16 protein-coding genes and 1 riboswitch are annotated in these 16,877 nt (G+C 34.5%); of the genes, 2 read left to right on the top strand and 14 right to left on the bottom strand.

The window, feature by feature from the left end; genetic code table 11:
- Positions 1–11: 11 nt before the first annotated feature.
- Together G9F72_RS09105 and G9F72_RS09100 are read left to right on the top strand one after the other, a co-directional pair.
- Entirely contained in the window at positions 12–1,517 is a 1,506-nt protein-coding gene (locus tag G9F72_RS09105) for a ThiF family adenylyltransferase (protein ID WP_164956122.1), read from the top strand.
- 1 nt (position 1,518) lies between these two features.
- A complete protein-coding gene (locus G9F72_RS09100; RefSeq protein WP_164956121.1) occupies positions 1,519–2,418 on the top strand; it encodes a hypothetical protein in 900 nt (299 codons plus the stop codon).
- A 56-nt stretch (positions 2,419–2,474) separates the two neighbouring features.
- Here the strand turns inward: G9F72_RS09100 and G9F72_RS09095 are convergent, their stop codons facing one another.
- From G9F72_RS09095 to G9F72_RS09030, 14 genes are all read right to left on the bottom strand, one after another.
- Complete coding sequence (locus G9F72_RS09095; RefSeq protein ID WP_164956120.1) at positions 2,475–2,738, bottom strand: hypothetical protein; 264 nt, start codon at positions 2,736–2,738, stop codon at positions 2,475–2,477.
- A gap of 7 nt (positions 2,739–2,745) precedes the next feature.
- Positions 2,746–2,970 (bottom strand): MoaD/ThiS family protein, encoded by a 225-nt coding sequence (locus G9F72_RS09090; protein ID WP_164956119.1) that lies wholly within the window; start codon positions 2,968–2,970, stop codon positions 2,746–2,748.
- 51 nt (positions 2,971–3,021) lie between these two features.
- Positions 3,022–4,818: an aldehyde ferredoxin oxidoreductase family protein gene (locus G9F72_RS09085; protein ID WP_164956118.1), complete on the bottom strand. Its 1,797-nt coding sequence runs from the start codon at positions 4,816–4,818 to the stop codon at positions 3,022–3,024.
- Between the two features lie 158 nt (positions 4,819–4,976).
- Positions 4,977–6,899: a sigma-54-dependent Fis family transcriptional regulator gene (locus G9F72_RS09080; protein ID WP_164956117.1), complete on the bottom strand. Its 1,923-nt coding sequence runs from the start codon at positions 6,897–6,899 to the stop codon at positions 4,977–4,979.
- 5 nt (positions 6,900–6,904) lie between these two features.
- Complete coding sequence (locus G9F72_RS09075; RefSeq protein WP_164956116.1) at positions 6,905–7,339, bottom strand: MOSC domain-containing protein; 435 nt, start codon at positions 7,337–7,339, stop codon at positions 6,905–6,907.
- Positions 7,339–7,818 carry a cyclic pyranopterin monophosphate synthase MoaC gene (gene moaC, locus G9F72_RS09070; protein WP_164956115.1) on the bottom strand — a complete coding sequence of 160 codons (480 nt, stop codon included), beginning with the start codon at positions 7,816–7,818 and terminating at the stop codon, positions 7,339–7,341. Before moaC ends, G9F72_RS09075 begins: the two co-directional genes overlap by 1 nt.
- A 23-nt stretch (positions 7,819–7,841) precedes the next feature.
- On the bottom strand, positions 7,842–8,801 hold the full coding sequence (moaA, locus tag G9F72_RS09065; protein ID WP_164956114.1) for a GTP 3',8-cyclase MoaA: 960 nt from the start codon (positions 8,799–8,801) through the stop codon (positions 7,842–7,844).
- An 11-nt stretch (positions 8,802–8,812) separates the two neighbouring features.
- Positions 8,813–10,720 (bottom strand): molybdopterin biosynthesis protein, encoded by a 1,908-nt coding sequence (locus tag G9F72_RS09060; protein WP_164956113.1) that lies wholly within the window; start codon positions 10,718–10,720, stop codon positions 8,813–8,815.
- Between the two features lie 100 nt (positions 10,721–10,820).
- Positions 10,821–12,044: a molybdopterin molybdotransferase MoeA gene (locus G9F72_RS09055; protein ID WP_164956112.1), complete on the bottom strand. Its 1,224-nt coding sequence runs from the start codon at positions 12,042–12,044 to the stop codon at positions 10,821–10,823.
- A gap of 96 nt (positions 12,045–12,140) precedes the next feature.
- Positions 12,141–12,632 carry a molybdenum cofactor biosynthesis protein B gene (locus tag G9F72_RS09050; protein ID WP_164956111.1) on the bottom strand — a complete coding sequence of 164 codons (492 nt, stop codon included), beginning with the start codon at positions 12,630–12,632 and terminating at the stop codon, positions 12,141–12,143.
- Between the two features lie 3 nt (positions 12,633–12,635).
- On the bottom strand, positions 12,636–13,337 hold the full coding sequence (locus tag G9F72_RS09045; RefSeq protein ID WP_164956110.1) for an ABC transporter ATP-binding protein: 702 nt from the start codon (positions 13,335–13,337) through the stop codon (positions 12,636–12,638).
- A 336-nt stretch (positions 13,338–13,673) separates the two neighbouring features.
- Positions 13,674–14,330 (bottom strand): ABC transporter permease, encoded by a 657-nt coding sequence (locus G9F72_RS09040; RefSeq protein ID WP_164956109.1) that lies wholly within the window; start codon positions 14,328–14,330, stop codon positions 13,674–13,676.
- 8 nt (positions 14,331–14,338) lie between these two features.
- Complete coding sequence (locus G9F72_RS09035) at positions 14,339–15,121, bottom strand: substrate-binding domain-containing protein (RefSeq protein WP_164956426.1); 783 nt, start codon at positions 15,119–15,121, stop codon at positions 14,339–14,341.
- 101 nt (positions 15,122–15,222) lie between these two features.
- Positions 15,223–15,338: riboswitch (molybdenum cofactor riboswitch) on the bottom strand.
- 158 nt (positions 15,339–15,496) lie between these two features.
- Positions 15,497–16,648 (bottom strand): iron-containing alcohol dehydrogenase, encoded by a 1,152-nt coding sequence (locus G9F72_RS09030; protein WP_164956108.1) that lies wholly within the window; start codon positions 16,646–16,648, stop codon positions 15,497–15,499.
- Between the last annotated feature and the right edge of the window lie 229 nt (positions 16,649–16,877).

Here is a 16,877-nt window from a genome sequence, read left to right as displayed (position 1 = left end):
GAGGTGTTTTAATGATTTTATCAAAAGACCAAATTAATAGATATTTAAGAAATATTATTATCCCTGAAATTAGTGGCTCTGGCCAAAAGAAAATAACCCAGTCAAAAATTTATTTATATGCATCTACAGTACAAGAAGCCTCTTCCCTTATATATTATCTTGCAGCCTCTGGAATAGGTTATATTTCTTGTTATTTTAAAGATTCCCTGGGGTATGAAAAATTATTTAAAAACATACAAGATTTAAATAGTGATGTAGTTATTGAACTTGCTAATAATGAATTATCAATAGTATACAGTGACTCTCTTTTTAATGAAGGTTTTGTAATTAGAATATTGATTAGTAAATATGTAGAACTTCAAGATAATTTGATAAGTTTTTCTTGTAGCCACAATCATTCTAAATTCATTCCAACCATTGTGTCCATTAACAATGGTTGGAATGGCTTCCTTCAAACTTTTAGTAATCAAGAGGATTTTAATGAGTTACTTATAAAGCCTCTACCCATAGATTCTAATTCCTTTGGAAATAATGTGCAGGAAAAAGAAGGTAATGTTCTTTCTAATTGCGTTCTTTCAGCGCTTACCTCCGTAGAATGTATAAAGCTCTCTTTGAATTTAGGGAAGGTATTAGATAAACCATTATATTTTAATCTACTATCTATGAAATTTTACAAGTGGGATAATAAGGTTTTTTATTTAGCAATAACTGATTTTCTTAAAAATAGTTCATATGAGAATAATTTACCTAAAAATTCAGAAAACTATAACGATAAAAAACTATCAAATAGTAAAGTATTGATTGTCGGTACCGGAGGCCTTGGGTCTCCTGTAGCTTATGCGCTATCCAGTTTAGGCGTAGGAACCATTGGTGTCATTGATTATGATAGTGTAGAAATAAGTAACCTTAACCGACAAATACTTCATGCTACTTCTAGGATTGGCATGCCAAAGGTGGAATCAGCAGAAGCTTTCATCAGTGATTTAAATCCGGATGTAAAGGTCGTAACTTATAATACTAGCATCAATATCCAAAATGCACTAGATATAACTTCTGATTATGATGTTATTATAGATGCAGTTGATAATTTCCCAACTCGCTATCTTCTAAATGACTCATGTTTTTTCGCCAATAAACCATTGGTAGATGCAGCGGTGGTAAGGTTTCATGGATTAATTATGACAATATTACCAAACAAGGGTCCATGTTATCGTTGTGCCTTCCCACTAATGCCTAATCAAAAGCCTGGTACTAGTTGTTCTGAAGCAGGTGTTTTAGGTCCTGTACCTGGATTCATGGGATTTCTTCAAGCATCGGAAGTTGTAAAGCTACTCTTAGACATAGGAGACACATTATCTAATAGGATAATCTACTATGATGCATTAGATTCTGATTTTGATACTATTAGTATGAATAAGTCTACAAACTGTAATTTATGTGGTGCAGAGCCAACAATTACTGAGCTTGTTGACTATAATAACTCCTGTGAATCAACAAACAATAAGGAGATGAATTAAAATGAAAAAAACAGTAATTCTTATCATTGCTTTAATGGTCACCTTAACAGGGTGTTCAAGCTCGAAAAAGGACGTTAATAATATAACTAAACCTGCGGTTAATGATACCGTAATAAATAATAATCCAGGATCAGGAAAAACAACAAAAAATGATGAAGTCACTAATGATGATATAATTTCAAAATCACTCCAAAATATTGATACTACTAAAAGTCAGTTTGAAATTGGATATTATGATTATCAGGGCACAATAAATAATACGCTCCCAATTCATATGAGCATTTATCCATTGAAAGGAAATATAGTTGGAACGTACTTTTATGATAAACAGAGAAAAGAAATTAAACTTGTAGGAAAAGCAGGAGAAAAAAATATCTTATTATATGAATATGATGAAGCAGGTAAAAATACAGGTGTATTTAAAGGAACATTGAGCACAGTTGATAAAATTGAAGGAACATGGATAAGTGCAGATAGCAAAAAAAGTTATCCATTTACATTATCACTTAAAAGTAATATTCCTGGGGTGGAATATGGAAAGAGATATGCGGTTGCACTGAATACTAAAAATGATAAAGATGTAGAAAACTTTGCTAGCAAAATTCAAAAGCTGGTAGTTGATGGTGATAAAAAAGGTTTCGCCGCGCAAATACGATATCCTATTAATGTTAAGATTAATGGTAAAGTTACCAAAATACAAAACAAAGATGATTTTATTAAAAATTACGACCAAATTTTCAATCCTAATTATAAACAAGCAATTAGTAACGCATATACAAAGTATATGTTTGTTAATTGGCAAGGAATAATGTTTGGTGAAGGTTTATATAATATTTGGATTAATGAACAAGCACCTACTGGCAGTGATTCTAAATTAATGATTACTGCTATAAATAATTAAAACATAAAGGAATCAGTTAAATCAACCTGATTCCTTTATTATCTCATTTACTTTTTTTATCCCCCTGCCGATAAGAATCTTAGCCGGAAAGCAACCATCATTCCATCTATGAGATCTTCCCTACATCGTAAAATAACTATCGTAGCTGGTATCTTAAGAGAGCCAAGTGTAATTGTTTTTTCCTCAGATATCTCTACCTCCCAACCATTTCCAATGAAGTTCTCATCACTTATAACTTTGCCGCCCATGCTAATAAAATAATTTACTATTTCTATTCTTTTCATGCCTCTCATCTCTAGCTCTTTTTCTATAAAATCCATTTAGCTATTATCCGCCTCCAACTGGTGGGAAAAGTGCTATTAGATCTCCCTCTAAAAGTGGCTTGTCAAATTGTCCATCTCGTCCATTAACAAGTAATATTGCAACCTCAGCTTTTTCTATTCCTAAAATAGATATAACATCTTCTGGAGTTTCACCTTGTTCCAGTTCAAAAACTTGAATTTTGTCCCTACCATCTCTAAATGTAGCAAATAATTTCACTGTAATTTTCACATTTTCACCTCCCAATTAGAACTTAGATACTATTTCCTATAATCTTATAAATTATAATCCCAATGCTTTTAATTTTCCCTGCGTTGGGTTACCTTTTTCATCCCAGCCTCGCTCGAGATAGTACTCTGGAAGAAGTTCTGAAAGTCTGTGTACATTACCTTTAGAAGGCCCTTCTGTAATTGGCTCTTCAAGTAATCTTTTTGGAAGTGTATCTTGAGATTGATCTATTCCAGCTAGAAGATTAAATTGTCTTTCAATGTTGTAAATTCTATCTCCTGCTTCAAGTATAGATTCTGCTGTGTGCTCTGTACCACATACTGCATTATACAGGTTAGCATAGTCTGGAGCTCCCATTGCAAAGGAGGTAAATAAACATAATCCAAGGGAATCTATAGCTGCAGTTAAGTCTTGGAAAATCTTAGTCCAAGTAGCTTTCCCCTCAAGTGCAAATCTATCCAATTTTTGTGGCAAGCCTAATATTTCTGGTGATATCATATATCCTCTTACATGGCAGCCGCCCCTGTTTGAAGTAGCATATGAAAGCCCTTGTCCCATTATACCTCTTGGGTCATAAGCTGGAATTTCAAGCTTTTTAACTGTCATTGAAAGGTGGGCTGCACCATAAGAATCACAAAGCCTGTATGAACCTTGAGCCATTTTTGCTCCAAGTCCTTCTGATTTTCCAATTTTTATTGTCCAATCAAGCATTCCTTGTACATTTCCAAATTCTAGTGGCGTTCCCTCAAGTTCAACATCTTTAATATATCCCTTTTGATAAAGTTCCATTCCAGCCGCAATTGTGGCACCTACAGAAATTGTATCCATACCATATTCATTGCACCAATAGTTTGCCTTGTTGATCGCATTCATATCAGCTATTCCACAATCTGAGCCAAAAGACCATAGTGTTTCATATTCTGGTCCGCCAACCTCTATACCCATATCCTCTATTTTTACATATCTTCCACAAGCGATGGGGCATCTATAACAAGGATTTTTTCTTACTAAGTAATCTTTGGTCATTGTTTCACCACTAATGTCATCGGCTTTCTCAAAATAAGACTTTTGGAAATTGTTAGTTGGGTGTACACCGTTTTCATTAAGTATATTTACAAGAACTGCAGTTCCATAAGTTGGAAGACCTGCTCCTGTAACCCCATTTTCTTTTATAGCCTTCATCCAAACTTTTGAAACCTCTTTTAACTTAACCTCATCTGCTATTTGTGGCTTTGAACTTCCTTTAACTGCAATAGCTTTTAAATTCTTTGAACCCATAACAGCACCAACACCAGAACGACCTGCTGCTCTGTCATACTCATTCATTATGGAAGCCATTTTAGATAATCTTTCACCTGCCGGTCCAATAGTCATAACTTTTGCTTTATCTGGCATTTCACTCTTTATAATATCTGTAGTTTCAGTAACAAGTTTTCCCCAAAGACTACTTGCATCCTTTATTTCTACTTTATCATCAATTATTGTTAAGTAAACTGGTGAATCTGCTTTTCCTTCAAGTATAATTATGTCATAGCCTGTAGCCTTAAATTCAGCTCCCCAGTGACCACCAGAATTTGAGCAAGCAATTGTATTTGATAGTGGTGATTTCGTAACTACCATATATCTTCCACCAGTTGGAACAGGTGTGCCTGTTAATGGTCCTGTAACAATTATAAGTTTATTTTCAGGGCTTAATGGATCAACCATAGGATCTACCTCATCCATAAATATTTTTGTTCCAAGTCCTCTACCACCAATGAATTTTTTCGCTTGTTCAAAATCAAGCGCTTCAACTTTAACAGTCTTTTCTTTTAAATTAATTCTTAATATTTTACCATTATAACCATACATAAATACCCCTCCTCCAAACATTTTGTTCTATATACTTATATACAACGCAAGTTTGATGCCAAGGTAAAAAATTTTATAATTTATTGAGACTATTGATTCTAGGGCGCTTCAGATACCAAAAAAAAATGATATTTAAAAATTTTACTCACTGTCCCACTTTAATACACTTTGGACCTTTTAAAGTGTTGCATTTTAGAACAATGTTCTATTTCCGGACAATCAATTTCATATTTTTCAACTTTTCTATACAGCGAACTCCTTGCAATATCCAATATTTTCGCAGCTAAACTCATATTACCATTAACTTCTTTAATAACTTCAGTTATATAGTGTTTTTCCATCTGTTCCAAGGTATTCCCTACATATAGGTCTATTGATTTCTTTTCTTCGAGAGGCACTTCATTATATAAATTCATCTGAATTACTTCGGAATTAACTATACGTTCAATTACATTTTCTAGTTCTCTTATATTTCCCGGCCAATCGTAATTTATCAGATAGTCCATATATTCTTCTGAAATATCTACCGTATGTTTATTAAGTTTCTTAGAGGTTTTTCTCATATAATAACTCACGAGCTCTGCTATATCGTCCCTACGTTCTCTTAGCGGAGGTAAATATAATGGGAGAACATTTAGTCTATAATAAAGATCTTTTCTAAAGTTCCCTATCTCCACCTCATGTTTCAGATCCTTATTTGAAGCCGCCATAATCCTTACATCGCTATTTATTTGTTTTGAGCTTCCTATTCTATTTATTACACCTTCTTCAATTACTCTAAGTAATCTTATCTGCAAATCAGAAGGCATTTCTCCTATTTCATCAAGAAAAATTGTACCGCCCTCAGCAATTTCAAACTTGCCTATATTCCCACCTTTTTTTGCACCAGTAAATGCTCCACCTTCATAGCCAAAAAGTTCTGATTCTATAAGTGTCCTTGGAATGGCACCACAATTTACTGCTATAAAAGGCTCTTCACTTCGCTTGCTGTGATTGTGAATAGCTTGGGCAAAAACTTCCTTGCCTGTTCCACTTTCACCAGTTAGCAATATCGTAGATTTACTATCTGCTATTTTTTTTGCATATTCAGTAAGCTTTTTAAATTTTTCATTTGCCCCTATAATTTTGCCAAAAGTGTATATTGCTTGACCACTCAAGATTCTCCCCGCCAGCTTCCTACTCTTTTTTAGTTCACAAAATACAAGCGTTATTTCTTCAATCTTCATATCCATGCCATAAATAGGGCATGCTGTAAGGGTAAATTGAAGTTTATTCACTAGTGTATTAACATATATATCTTCATCTGTACATGCTTCCTTTGATTTAATACCTTCTAGAATTTCATTCCAATTTAAAATTAAATTAGATATTTTAATATTTTTCATTTCTTCATCACTATAGCCAAACATAATAGCAACCTGCTTATTCATTGTTGTTATGTTCCCTAGCAAATCACAGGTCAAAATCCCTGAAGAAATGGATTCAAAGGTTGTCTCTATACGTTTTTTTGAAATCTCAAGCATTAAATTGTATTTGTTGTTTTCCAGCATTCTTTCAATGGCATCCGCAGCCGCCACCACCATACCCAAGGTATGAGGATTAACATTTTCTATATAGCCAGTTAAGTTAATAATTCCAATTACATTACCAGTCTCATCCTTAATAGGTGCCGCAGAACATGTCCATTTATGATAGGCATTAATAAAATGTTCCTTCCCAGAAACCTGAACCGGAACTCCTTCCGAGAGTACAAGGCTCATTGCATTAGTACCGATATGGGCTTCATCCATGTAAGCACCAGTAATCATTTTTAGTTTTACAGCTTCTAATAATATTTTTTCATCTCCAACTACGTTTAAGATACACCCATCACTATCACATAATAAAGCAAAAAACTCAGAGCCTTTTACGAAATTATATAAATGATCCATAAAGGTGGCTGCATTCAAAATAAGTTCCCTGTTTCTCTCTAAGTTTTTCTGTAATTCCCAACCATCTAACACCTTAGTGCTAAATAAATTTTCAGGTCTTAACTCCATTTCATTACATCTATCCTTTGACGCTTTAATGTATGCATCCATAATTTTTATGCCTCCACTACAATATCATCTCCGGATTTAATATATCCCTCTGTAAGTACCTTGGCAAATATACCTTCTCTTGGCATTATGCAGTCTCCAACTAGTTTCATAATTTCACAGCCCTTATGACATTCTTTTCCTATCTGTGTTACCTCTAATACTACCTCTCCAATTTTAAGTTTTGTTCCCACAGGAAGCTCGTACAAAACTATTCCCTCTGTAGTAAGATTTTCAGCAAATTTCCCTGAACATAAGCCTTCTACTCCACTAGCTCTCATTTTATCAATGCTCTCCTCCCCCAGAAAGCTCACCTGTCTATGCCAATTTCCTGCATGTGCATCTCCAACAATGCCGTGGTCAATTTTAAAGTATCCACTTTCTATAGGATGTTTTATTACACCTTTTTTCTCACTTATATTTACAGCAGTAACCTTTGCCATTACAATCCCTTCCTTTCAAATATTCCTGATTTGCCTCCACTTTTTCGTACAAGCATAATATTATTTATAATCATTCCCCTATCAATCGCCTTGCACATATCATAAATAGTTAGTGCTGCAACAGATACCGCAGTTAGGGCTTCCATCTCAATGCCTGTTTTTCCTACTGTCTTTGTGGTGGCGGTTATTTCAATTTTACTGTTTTCAAAGTCAATTTTAAAACTAATATCGCAACCTGATATCATTATTGCGTGGCACATTGGTATTATTTGCGAAGTGCTTTTAGCACCCATAATTCCGCCTACTTGGGCTACAGCTAGTACATCTCCTTTTGAAATAGAGCCGTCCCTTATTCTTTCTAAGGTTTCTCTTTTCATTGATATAGACCCAACTGCTATAGCTTCACGTACAGTGTCGCACTTTTCTGATACATCCACCATTTTAGCCCTTCCTTCGTCATTTATGTGGGTAAGTTCCATTGCCTAGCTCCTTTTTTATTTATTTAGCCCCCTATTTGGGACATCACCTTAACACTTCTGCTAACACTTTCCTCAATAAGATGATGTTCAAGTGGCTTGTTAAAAATTGCAGATTTGAGTGTAGTTGTAAGCAGCTCTTCATTATTTAAATATTTTCTAAGGTTTATTTCTTCCTCTGAATGAAGACATGGTTTAATGGTTCCTGTAGATGTAAGCCTTATTTTATTGCAATCCGCACAAAATTTACAACTTACCGGACTGATGAATCCAATCTTTCCTCTTGCCCCAGGAAGCTTGTACAGCTCCGCAGTGCTACTTTTTTTCGTTTCTATTTGGATTAACTCAGGATGAAGCTTTAGTATCTCCATAAAGCTTAACTTGTTCTCTTCATACATTTTAACACCTTCGCCTATAGGCATAAGCTCTATAAACCTTATTTCTACTGGTAATTCGCGAGTCAAATTTAAAAAATCCTCAAACTCTATATCATTGATGCCTCTCATTAATACTGTATTTATTTTTACAGGTTTTAAGTCAAGGGATAAACACTTATATATACTTTCCATTACTTTATCTAAATTACCTATTCTTGTAATGCTCCTGAATTTATCGCTATTCAAGGTATCAAGGCTAACATTAACCCTATTAAGCCCAGCCTTCTTTAAATCCACTGCCATATCAGAGAGTAGAATCCCATTTGTAGTTATGGAAATATCATCTATTCCTGGTAGTTTAGAGGTTTCATATATTAGTTTGTCTATATCTTTCATAACCAGTGGTTCCCCACCAGTAAATCTTATTTTATTAATACCTAGCGAGGTGGCTGCCTTTATAATTTTTAGTGTATCTTCAAAACGTAAAATATCCTCATGTCTTAAACTTTTAACGCCCTCTTCTGGCATACAATATACACATCTTAAATTACATCTGTCAGTTACTGATACTCTTAAATAATTGATATTCCTTCCATGACTATCTCTCATAAAATCCTCTCCTAAATTACAATTATTTCTCCTATTTCTGAATAATCATACCCGCCAAGTTTATGGAGTTCTCTTTTAAAATCATCATTTTTAATTACTTTAATAAATTCGCTTATCATGTCCATGTCTAAAAATGGAAGTGGCACAGCAAAATCATATTCCTCATGTCCAAGTGTTATAAAATCTAGACCCATAAGCTCAGCTGCAGAATAAACTCCAAGACCACAATCTGCATCTCCTGCGGCTACTACTGCTGCAACCGCAATATGAGTGAATTCCTCTCTTTCATAGCCAATTATATCTTTTGGATTAATATCAAATTTTTTTAGATTATAATCTAAAAATAACCTTGTGCCGGAGCCTCTTTGCCTATTAACAAATTTTCTTCCCTGCGCTACTATATCCGTAAGTGATTTAATATCTAGTGGATTCCCTTTAGGAACGATAATTCCCTGAATCCTTTTAACGCCTTTAATTAATGCCATAGGTTTATCCCCTAAATACTTTTTAATATAAGAAATATTATAGCTTCCATCTTCCATATCCAGCAGATGAATAGGTGCTATATGGGTTTCTGATCCTTTAAGTGACATTACTCCTCCCATGCTTCCAACGTGAGCAGAAGAGAGAAAATAATTGGAGTTTTTTATATGAAAAAGGTTAGACGCTATATCTATTATTGGATCATGACTTCCAATACATACAAGAGTATTTTTAATTTCTTCCTGGCTTCTTAAAAGCTTAACATTTACCTTTGTTCCCACTTCATAGCCTTCTACATTTTGTGGAATTTCAAGGACCCCGTCTGCCCGAACTAAGGACATTGTTGTTCCTGCTCCTCGCCCTATAGGTGTTGCAATATATTTCCCAGAAACAAAGCCAATCTTAACTCTAACGAACTCTAAATATTTAAGAGTGGACATAGTACGCCTAGTAAGAGTCGCCTCTACAGTGCTTTGCACTTCATTATTTAACCCTTGATAAGTATGGACTATTTTCTTACAAATATTCTCCATTACAAAATAAGCAGATACAGGAAATCCTGGTATACCTATCACAGGAACTCTATCTATGCTCCCAAGAATAACAGGTTTACCTGGTTTTATAGCTACTCCATGTACATATACTTCACCTAATTCTTCTATCACCTTACAAGTGAAATCCTCCCTACCAGCTGAGGAGCCTGCACTAACAAGTACAATATCACATTTCTCTACTGCACTTTTTACAGTATCTTTAATAAGTAAATAATCATCTTTTACTATATCAAATCTTAGAGGTATTCCTCCCCACTCCTTAACTTGCGCAGAAAATACTCTTGAGTTAAACTCAATTATGTCCCCAACCACAAGTTCTCCTCCTGGTTCCACCATCTCAGTTCCAGTTGGAATTATTCCAACCACTGGTCTTTTGTACACCTGAACCTCATTTACTCCTCCAGCAATAATAGATGCTATATCAACTGGCCTTATTAAATGCTTTGATGGAATAATAAGTTGTGTTTGCACAATATCTTCTCCAATAGTTCTAATGTTCTGCCAAGGGATAGCACTCTTATAAATAGCTACCTTTCCACTTTCTACATTTATCAGATCCTCTACCATAATTACACAATCATATTCCTTAGGTATTGGGTCTCCAGTATCTACTACCAAATAATCCATCCCTTCCTGGAGTTCAATATGACTCCTATCTGTTGCTCCATAAGTTTTTGTACTTATAGTTGCAATACCGTCCATAGCTGAACTATTATAAAAAGGTGAGGATATTTTTGCAAAGATTGGTGAGTAGGAAACTCTTCCTGCGCAGTCCCAAGTAACCACGGTTTCTACTTCACTCTTTATAGGAAGTAACTTATTATAATACAAATTAATTGCCTCATTTAAATCCATGTTTGATAGAAAAACTTCTTGAGCCAATACTTTCATCCCCTCATTGCTATAGTTTGTAGCTATAGTTAATCATTTAAAAAACAAACTAATCAATATTCCAGTCTATTTTTTAGATTTCATTCTTCTTTTATAATTTATAAACTTCAACTATTTGACCTTCCTTTACCCCTTCTTCATTCTTTTCTATAACAATATAACCCCAAGCCTTTGAAAATACAGATATTAATCCAGATTTCCCAAATACAGGTTTTGCAACAACCACATTTTCTATTGTATCAAGCTCCACAGGTAAATATTCCTCTCGCCCTTTAGCTTTGTGGTAATTTATACTCATTACTGCATTTGTTCCGTAGATCTTATCACTTTGAGAGGTTAGTCTATATAAATAATCTTTAACAAGTATCTTATATATAATAGAACATGCAAGTGGGTGTCCAGGAAGTCCAAATATTATTTTGCCTTTATGCTTTCCTATTATAGTTGGTTTCCCAGGCTTTACTGATATACCATGTACTAAAACCTCTCCATCGGTGTATGAGTCTATCACCTTTAAGGTCTGATCCTTCTTGCCAACGGAACTTCCGCCTGAAATTAATACCATATCACATTCATTAAAGGCTCTATCAACTGTATTCTTTAAATCATCATATTCATCTTTAATAATCCCATAACTTACCGGTTCCATTCCATCCTCAAGAAGTAAGGACCAAATCAGATGTGTATTTATGTCTCGCACCTGCCCTATTGCTGGTTTTACGTCACAGGGTACTACTTCATCACCTGTGGAAATAATGGCAACCCTAGGTCTTTTATAAACTGAAATCTCTGAAATTCCGATACTTGCGAGAACACCTATTTCATATGGTCTTAGCTTATCCCCTCTTTTTATGACAACGTCCTGAGTATTTATATCTTCTCCAACCTGTATTACATTATCTCCCATAGCCACAGGTGAATAAATAAGTATTGTATTATCATCCATGAAATGGCTATACTCAATCATTACAACACTATCTGCAGACTCTGGGAGCATTCCTCCTGTAGGTACATACATACACTCTCCAAGTGAGATATCTGTTGGGGGAACTGTTCCCATTAAAACTTCACCCTTTAGTTCAAGCATAGAAGGCATTGCATCGCAAGCTCCATACACATCTCTTGAGCAAACTGCATATCCATCTACTGTTGACCTTTTAAATTCTGGTATATTACATTCTGCTTTTATATCATTAGAACAAATTCTAGAAACACTTTGCAAAATATTAACCACTTCATAGCCAAGCTTAAAGTCAAATGATCTATCGATTATCTCTTTAGCTTCCTTTACAGATACCACATTAAATAGTTCCATTGTCATTCCCCCAAACGCTTTAGTTCAGTATTTTTTTTAATAATATTAATTAAGTTATAGATCACTTTCTACCTTATAGCTACTTTGTCGCGCACGCTACAAAGTAGCGCATTCACTTGCCTCTCCTGTGAGTATTTCAATCCCATGTGGAATTGCAGGTAGTATAAATCCGAGATTTTCCACCGCAGCTTTTGGGCTGCCAGGAAGATTAATAATTAAGGTTTTCCCGCGAATCCCTGCAATACTTCTTGAAAGCATAGCTTTTGTTGTAATTGCAAGGGATTTCATTCTCATAGCTTCACCAATACCAGGTACATATTTCTCAATTACATTTTGAGTTGCTTCTGGAGTAACATCTCTTTGTGAAAACCCTGTTCCTCCATTTGTTAAAATTAAATTCACCTTAAGCTCATCGCATAAATAAATAAGTTCTCTTTCTATTTCCTGTATTTCATCAGGAATCATTTTATAGTAGCTTATAATAAATCCCTTACCTTCTAATTCACTTCTAAGTGCTGGACCTGTTCCATCAATTCTTTCTCCTCTAGAACCTTTATCACTCATAGTTAATATTGCAGTTTTTATCATATTTTAATCGCCCCTTTTCAAAATCTGTCTTAACAATTTATGCTCTGGAAACTTAAGAACCACACTTTTTTCTCCTTGTTCAATAATACTTCCCTTATCTAAAAAAATAACAAAATCCGCAACTCGCTCAACTTGCATTAAGTCGTGAGTGACTAAAATAACACTCCTCTTGCCTTCTGCCATGGTTCTTATGAGCTTTTCCGCTATAAGTGTACTTTCAATATCCATACTGGCAGTAGGTTCATCAAGAAAAGTCACCTTGGTTTCCAAAACAGCTGTTCTAAGTAGGGCCACCTTGGCCTGTTCTCCACCTGATAGTTCTCTAGTATTCTTATTTAGCAAGTCTTCGATATTAAAGAAGGTAAGATAATGCTTTATTCTCTCTTGGATTATTTCTTCACTTAATTTTCTGAACTTTAAGCCCATTATTATATTTTCAATTACAGAAGAGTTAAATAAGTATGGGCTTTGAAGCATAACAGATATATCTTTTGTAACAAATTCAGAGGAGCTAATATCGTCATATAATACTGTTCCCCTTGTAAATGCTTCAATCCCTGAAACACATTGTAAAAGAGTAGTCTTTCCACTTCCATTTAATCCCATCAATGCATAAACGTAGCCTTCTTTAAAATTTAACTCATCTATATATAGTACTTCTTTTCCATTGTACTCTTTACTTAGGTCTAATACTTTAATCTTCATACAATATCACCTATTTTTCATACTTACAATTTTGTGCAAAAGCGAAAGTTTTTTAAGTGTGTAAAGGATATTACTCTAAAATATACCATTAGACATGGTTATTTGGGTATGATAAAATATTAATACGTTCTTCGACAACTGTATATATGGAGTTGCAGTAGGTAGAGCCTCAACTGCGTAAAATATACAAGGTATCGCAAACCAGCCGTTTTGAAGCGAGCGGTTATGCTATCGTTAATGGATTGATCACAATCCTTGATAGTGAAAGTCTTAGGGAAAATAATCAGTGTTAATATTATTCGTGATATTAAAGAAGTTATTTAGTACTTGAGAACCCTATGCTTTAGGCGTAGGAGTTTCAGTAAGTCCATGTAAACTAAAGTTAACCATAAATGCAACTAGGAGTAATATGATTCCTATTGTAATGGCCTCCTTAAATTTACCCTGCCCTGTTTCTAAAGCTATATACGTAGTCATTACCCGTGTGTCCCCTTTTATATTTCCTCCCACCATCATAACTGCTCCAACTTCCGAAATTGCACGTCCAAAACCAGCGGCAGCCACCGATAAAAGTTGAACTTTGCACTCTTTTATAATTAAAATTAAAGTATCTCTTTTTCCTGCACCTAAAGCAATACAATTCTTTTTAATTTTTCTTCCACGCGTTCCTATTGCTGAAACAGTAAGCCCAAATACTATGGGAAATACCAGAAGACTCTGAGCTATAATCATTGCAGTAGGAGTAAACAACAGTCCAAGTTCACCTAAAGGTCCTTTCCTTGAAAGGAGTAGGTAAACTACTAGTCCCATTAGTACTGGTGGAATACTCATAAAGGTTTCAGCGAGTCTTACAACATATTTTTTTAACCTAAAATCTTTTAGTGCAATAGGAATTGCAAGTATCATCCCTGCCATTGAAGCTATTATTGTTGATGTAACTGAAATAAACAAGGATAAAAAAACCACTCCAAATACTTCTCCATAAAAACTCATTTAATCACCTATTTTTTTGCATTAGGTATAAATAAAGTCTGTCCATATTTATCCTTGCCATATTCACCTATTAATTTTTGTCCTTTACTAGAAATCATCCAATCAATAAATTCATTTGCTTCCTGAGTTTTAATTTTGTTCTTGGTTGGGTCTAATCTTATAAAAGCATATTGGTTTAAGAATCCACTTCCCTTTTCAGTAACAATTTTAAGTTCTAGCTTATCCTTCATAGATAAATATGTAGCTCTGTCTGTTAATGTATAAGCTTTTTTCTCATCTGCCATCTGAAGTACTGCTCCCATTCCTTTTCCAGCTGATACATACCAGGTTCCAGTAGGTGTTATCCCTGCTGATTTCCATATAGCAAGTTCCTTTGTATTAGTACCTGACTTATCCCCTCTTGAAATAAATGTAGCTTTACTGCTGCTAATTAATTTAAAAGATTCAATAGCGTCACTTGGTGTTTTTTCCAAAAGCTTTGCAGGATCATCTTTTGGTCCAACTATTATGAAGTCATTATACATGACCTCAAGTCTTTCTGTTCCAAATCCATCCTTAACAAATTGAAGTTCCTGTGCCTTTGCATGTACAAGAAGTCCATCAGCATCTCCACGCTTTGCAACCTCTAGCGCTTCTCCTGTTCCTTTAGCTAAGACCTTAACTTTAATTCCTGTGTCCTTCTCAAACAATGGCAGCAAATAATCCAGAAGTCCTGAATCCTGAGTACTTGTTGTGGTTGCCAGTACCATAGACCTCTCTTTTTTAGAACATGCAGTTATAGTAAACACCATAACAACACAAAGCGATATTATTAATAACTCCCTGAAACTTGACTTACTACTTGATTTTTGCATAAAAAAAACCCCTTTCATATTTTATAATATAAAAGAGAATAGCAATTAAGCATCCCCCTTTTCAAATGGAAGGCTAAATCGTTTTCAATTTAACCCTAACGGTCATAATTCCATAGCATCCCTTAGGAAATATGACTCGGAGAACAAATGACATATTAAAGCTTTTTATTACTCATTAATTGTAAAATTTAGAACTTTTGTTTATATTACAATATAACATAAACTACTAAAAATAGAAAGGGGCATATGCCCCTACATCTATTTACGCAGAACATTTCTTTCCATTTATGCAATAAGCTTCAAATTATAAAATTACAATGCTTGTCTGAAAAGTTCAATTACCTGTTGAAGCGTAGCCAGACGCGGATTTGTAAATTGGCATGCATCAGCTTTAGCATTTGTAGCCATTACTTCAAAGTCTTCTTCTTTAACCCCTAACTCTGTAAGTCCTGAAGGAATACCAACGGACTTTGATAATCTTTTAATTGAGTCAATTGCAACCTGAGCAGCGTCATTTACAGAAAGTCCAGTTACATTTTCTCCCATTGCAACAGCAATATCTTGGAATCTCTCTGCACTAGATAAAAGATTAAATTTAGATACTATTGGAAGTAAAATAGCATTACATACTCCATGAGGTAGGTTGTAGAATCCACCTAGTTGATGTGCCATAGCATGAACATATCCAAGGCTTGCATTATTAAAAGCCATACCACCTAAGAATTGAGCATAGGCCATTTTTTCTCTTGATTCCATATCTGTACCGTTCGCAACTGCTTTAGGTAGATATTTAGATACAAGCTTTATAGCCATTAATGCAGCAGAATCTGTAAGAGGAGTAGCAGATGTAGAAACATAGGCTTCTATAGCGTGAGTGAGAGCATCCATACCAGTAGCTGCAGTAAGTGCTGGTGGCATACCAACCATTAATTCAGGATCATTAATTGAAACGTTTGGTGTTACTCTCCAGTCAACTATAGCCATCTTAACTTTACGTGAAGTGTTTGTAATTATACAGAAACGAGTCATCTCTGATGCAGTACCTGCTGTAGTATTAACTGCAACAAAAGGTGGGAAGTTTTTAGTTGATTTATTTACTCCCTCATAATCCCTAATATTTCCACCATTAGCAGCTACGAGTCCAAGACCTTTAGCACAATCATGAGAAGAACCTCCACCAAGTGATACTATTGCATCGCAGGAATTTTCCTTCCACACTGCAAAAGCAGCTTCTACATTGAGATCAGTTGGGTTTGGCTGAGCACCGTCAAAAATTATTGCTTCAAGACCAGATTCTAATAATATACCTTTAATCTTTTCTGCCATACCAAATTTAGCTAACATTGCATCTGTAACAATTAATACTTTGTTACCACCTAATGATTTAATATGATTACCAACCTCATTAACAGAACCTTGACCAATTGTGTTTATTGTTGGAATAAAATAAGTATTTATTGACATGAACAGCACATCCTTTCTTTTATTAACACTAAATACATTTTTTAATATTTAATGTTTATTCATTTTAATATATCCGTATATTACATTATTACGTTATGCCTTTTTTTATTACTGTATTTAAATTATAGGTAAAAAATCACAAAATAGCAAGGGTTTTTTTGAATAATTATTCACATTTTGTCGTTATTTCTTTCACATCAAGCCATTATATATGTATATTTATTCATTT

It is taken from the genome of Clostridium estertheticum (genome assembly GCF_011065935.2).
Taxonomy (GTDB): domain Bacteria; phylum Bacillota; class Clostridia; order Clostridiales; family Clostridiaceae; genus Clostridium_AD; species Clostridium_AD estertheticum_A.
Note: the sequence above shows the minus strand (reverse complement) of the source record. Positions and strands in the feature narration are given on the sequence as shown.

Excerpts from the sequence above, each read along its gene's own strand:
- G9F72_RS09040 (WP_164956109.1), bottom strand. The coding sequence starts at position 14,330 with ATGAGTTTTTATGGAGAAGTATTTGGAGTGGTTTTTTTATCCTTGTTT.
- moaC (WP_164956115.1), bottom strand. The coding sequence starts at position 7,818 with ATGGAACTTACCCACATAAATGACGAAGGAAGGGCTAAAATGGTGGAT.
- G9F72_RS09035 (WP_164956426.1), bottom strand. The coding sequence starts at position 15,121 with ATGGTGTTTACTATAACTGCATGTTCTAAAAAAGAGAGGTCTATGGTA.
- G9F72_RS09085 (WP_164956118.1), bottom strand. The coding sequence starts at position 4,818 with ATGTATGGTTATAATGGTAAAATATTAAGAATTAATTTAAAAGAAAAG.
- G9F72_RS09075 (WP_164956116.1), bottom strand. The coding sequence starts at position 7,339 with ATGGCAAAGGTTACTGCTGTAAATATAAGTGAGAAAAAAGGTGTAATA.
- G9F72_RS09105 (WP_164956122.1), top strand. The coding sequence starts at position 12 with ATGATTTTATCAAAAGACCAAATTAATAGATATTTAAGAAATATTATT.
- G9F72_RS09095 (WP_164956120.1), bottom strand. The coding sequence starts at position 2,738 with ATGGATTTTATAGAAAAAGAGCTAGAGATGAGAGGCATGAAAAGAATA.
- G9F72_RS09045 (WP_164956110.1), bottom strand. The coding sequence starts at position 13,337 with ATGAAGATTAAAGTATTAGACCTAAGTAAAGAGTACAATGGAAAAGAA.
- G9F72_RS09030 (WP_164956108.1), bottom strand. The coding sequence starts at position 16,648 with ATGTCAATAAATACTTATTTTATTCCAACAATAAACACAATTGGTCAA.
- G9F72_RS09100 (WP_164956121.1), top strand. The coding sequence starts at position 1,519 with ATGAAAAAAACAGTAATTCTTATCATTGCTTTAATGGTCACCTTAACA.
- G9F72_RS09080 (WP_164956117.1), bottom strand. The coding sequence starts at position 6,899 with ATGGATGCATACATTAAAGCGTCAAAGGATAGATGTAATGAAATGGAG.
- G9F72_RS09055 (WP_164956112.1), bottom strand. The coding sequence starts at position 12,044 with ATGGAACTATTTAATGTGGTATCTGTAAAGGAAGCTAAAGAGATAATC.
- moaA (WP_164956114.1), bottom strand. The coding sequence starts at position 8,801 with ATGAGAGATAGTCATGGAAGGAATATCAATTATTTAAGAGTATCAGTA.
- G9F72_RS09050 (WP_164956111.1), bottom strand. The coding sequence starts at position 12,632 with ATGATAAAAACTGCAATATTAACTATGAGTGATAAAGGTTCTAGAGGA.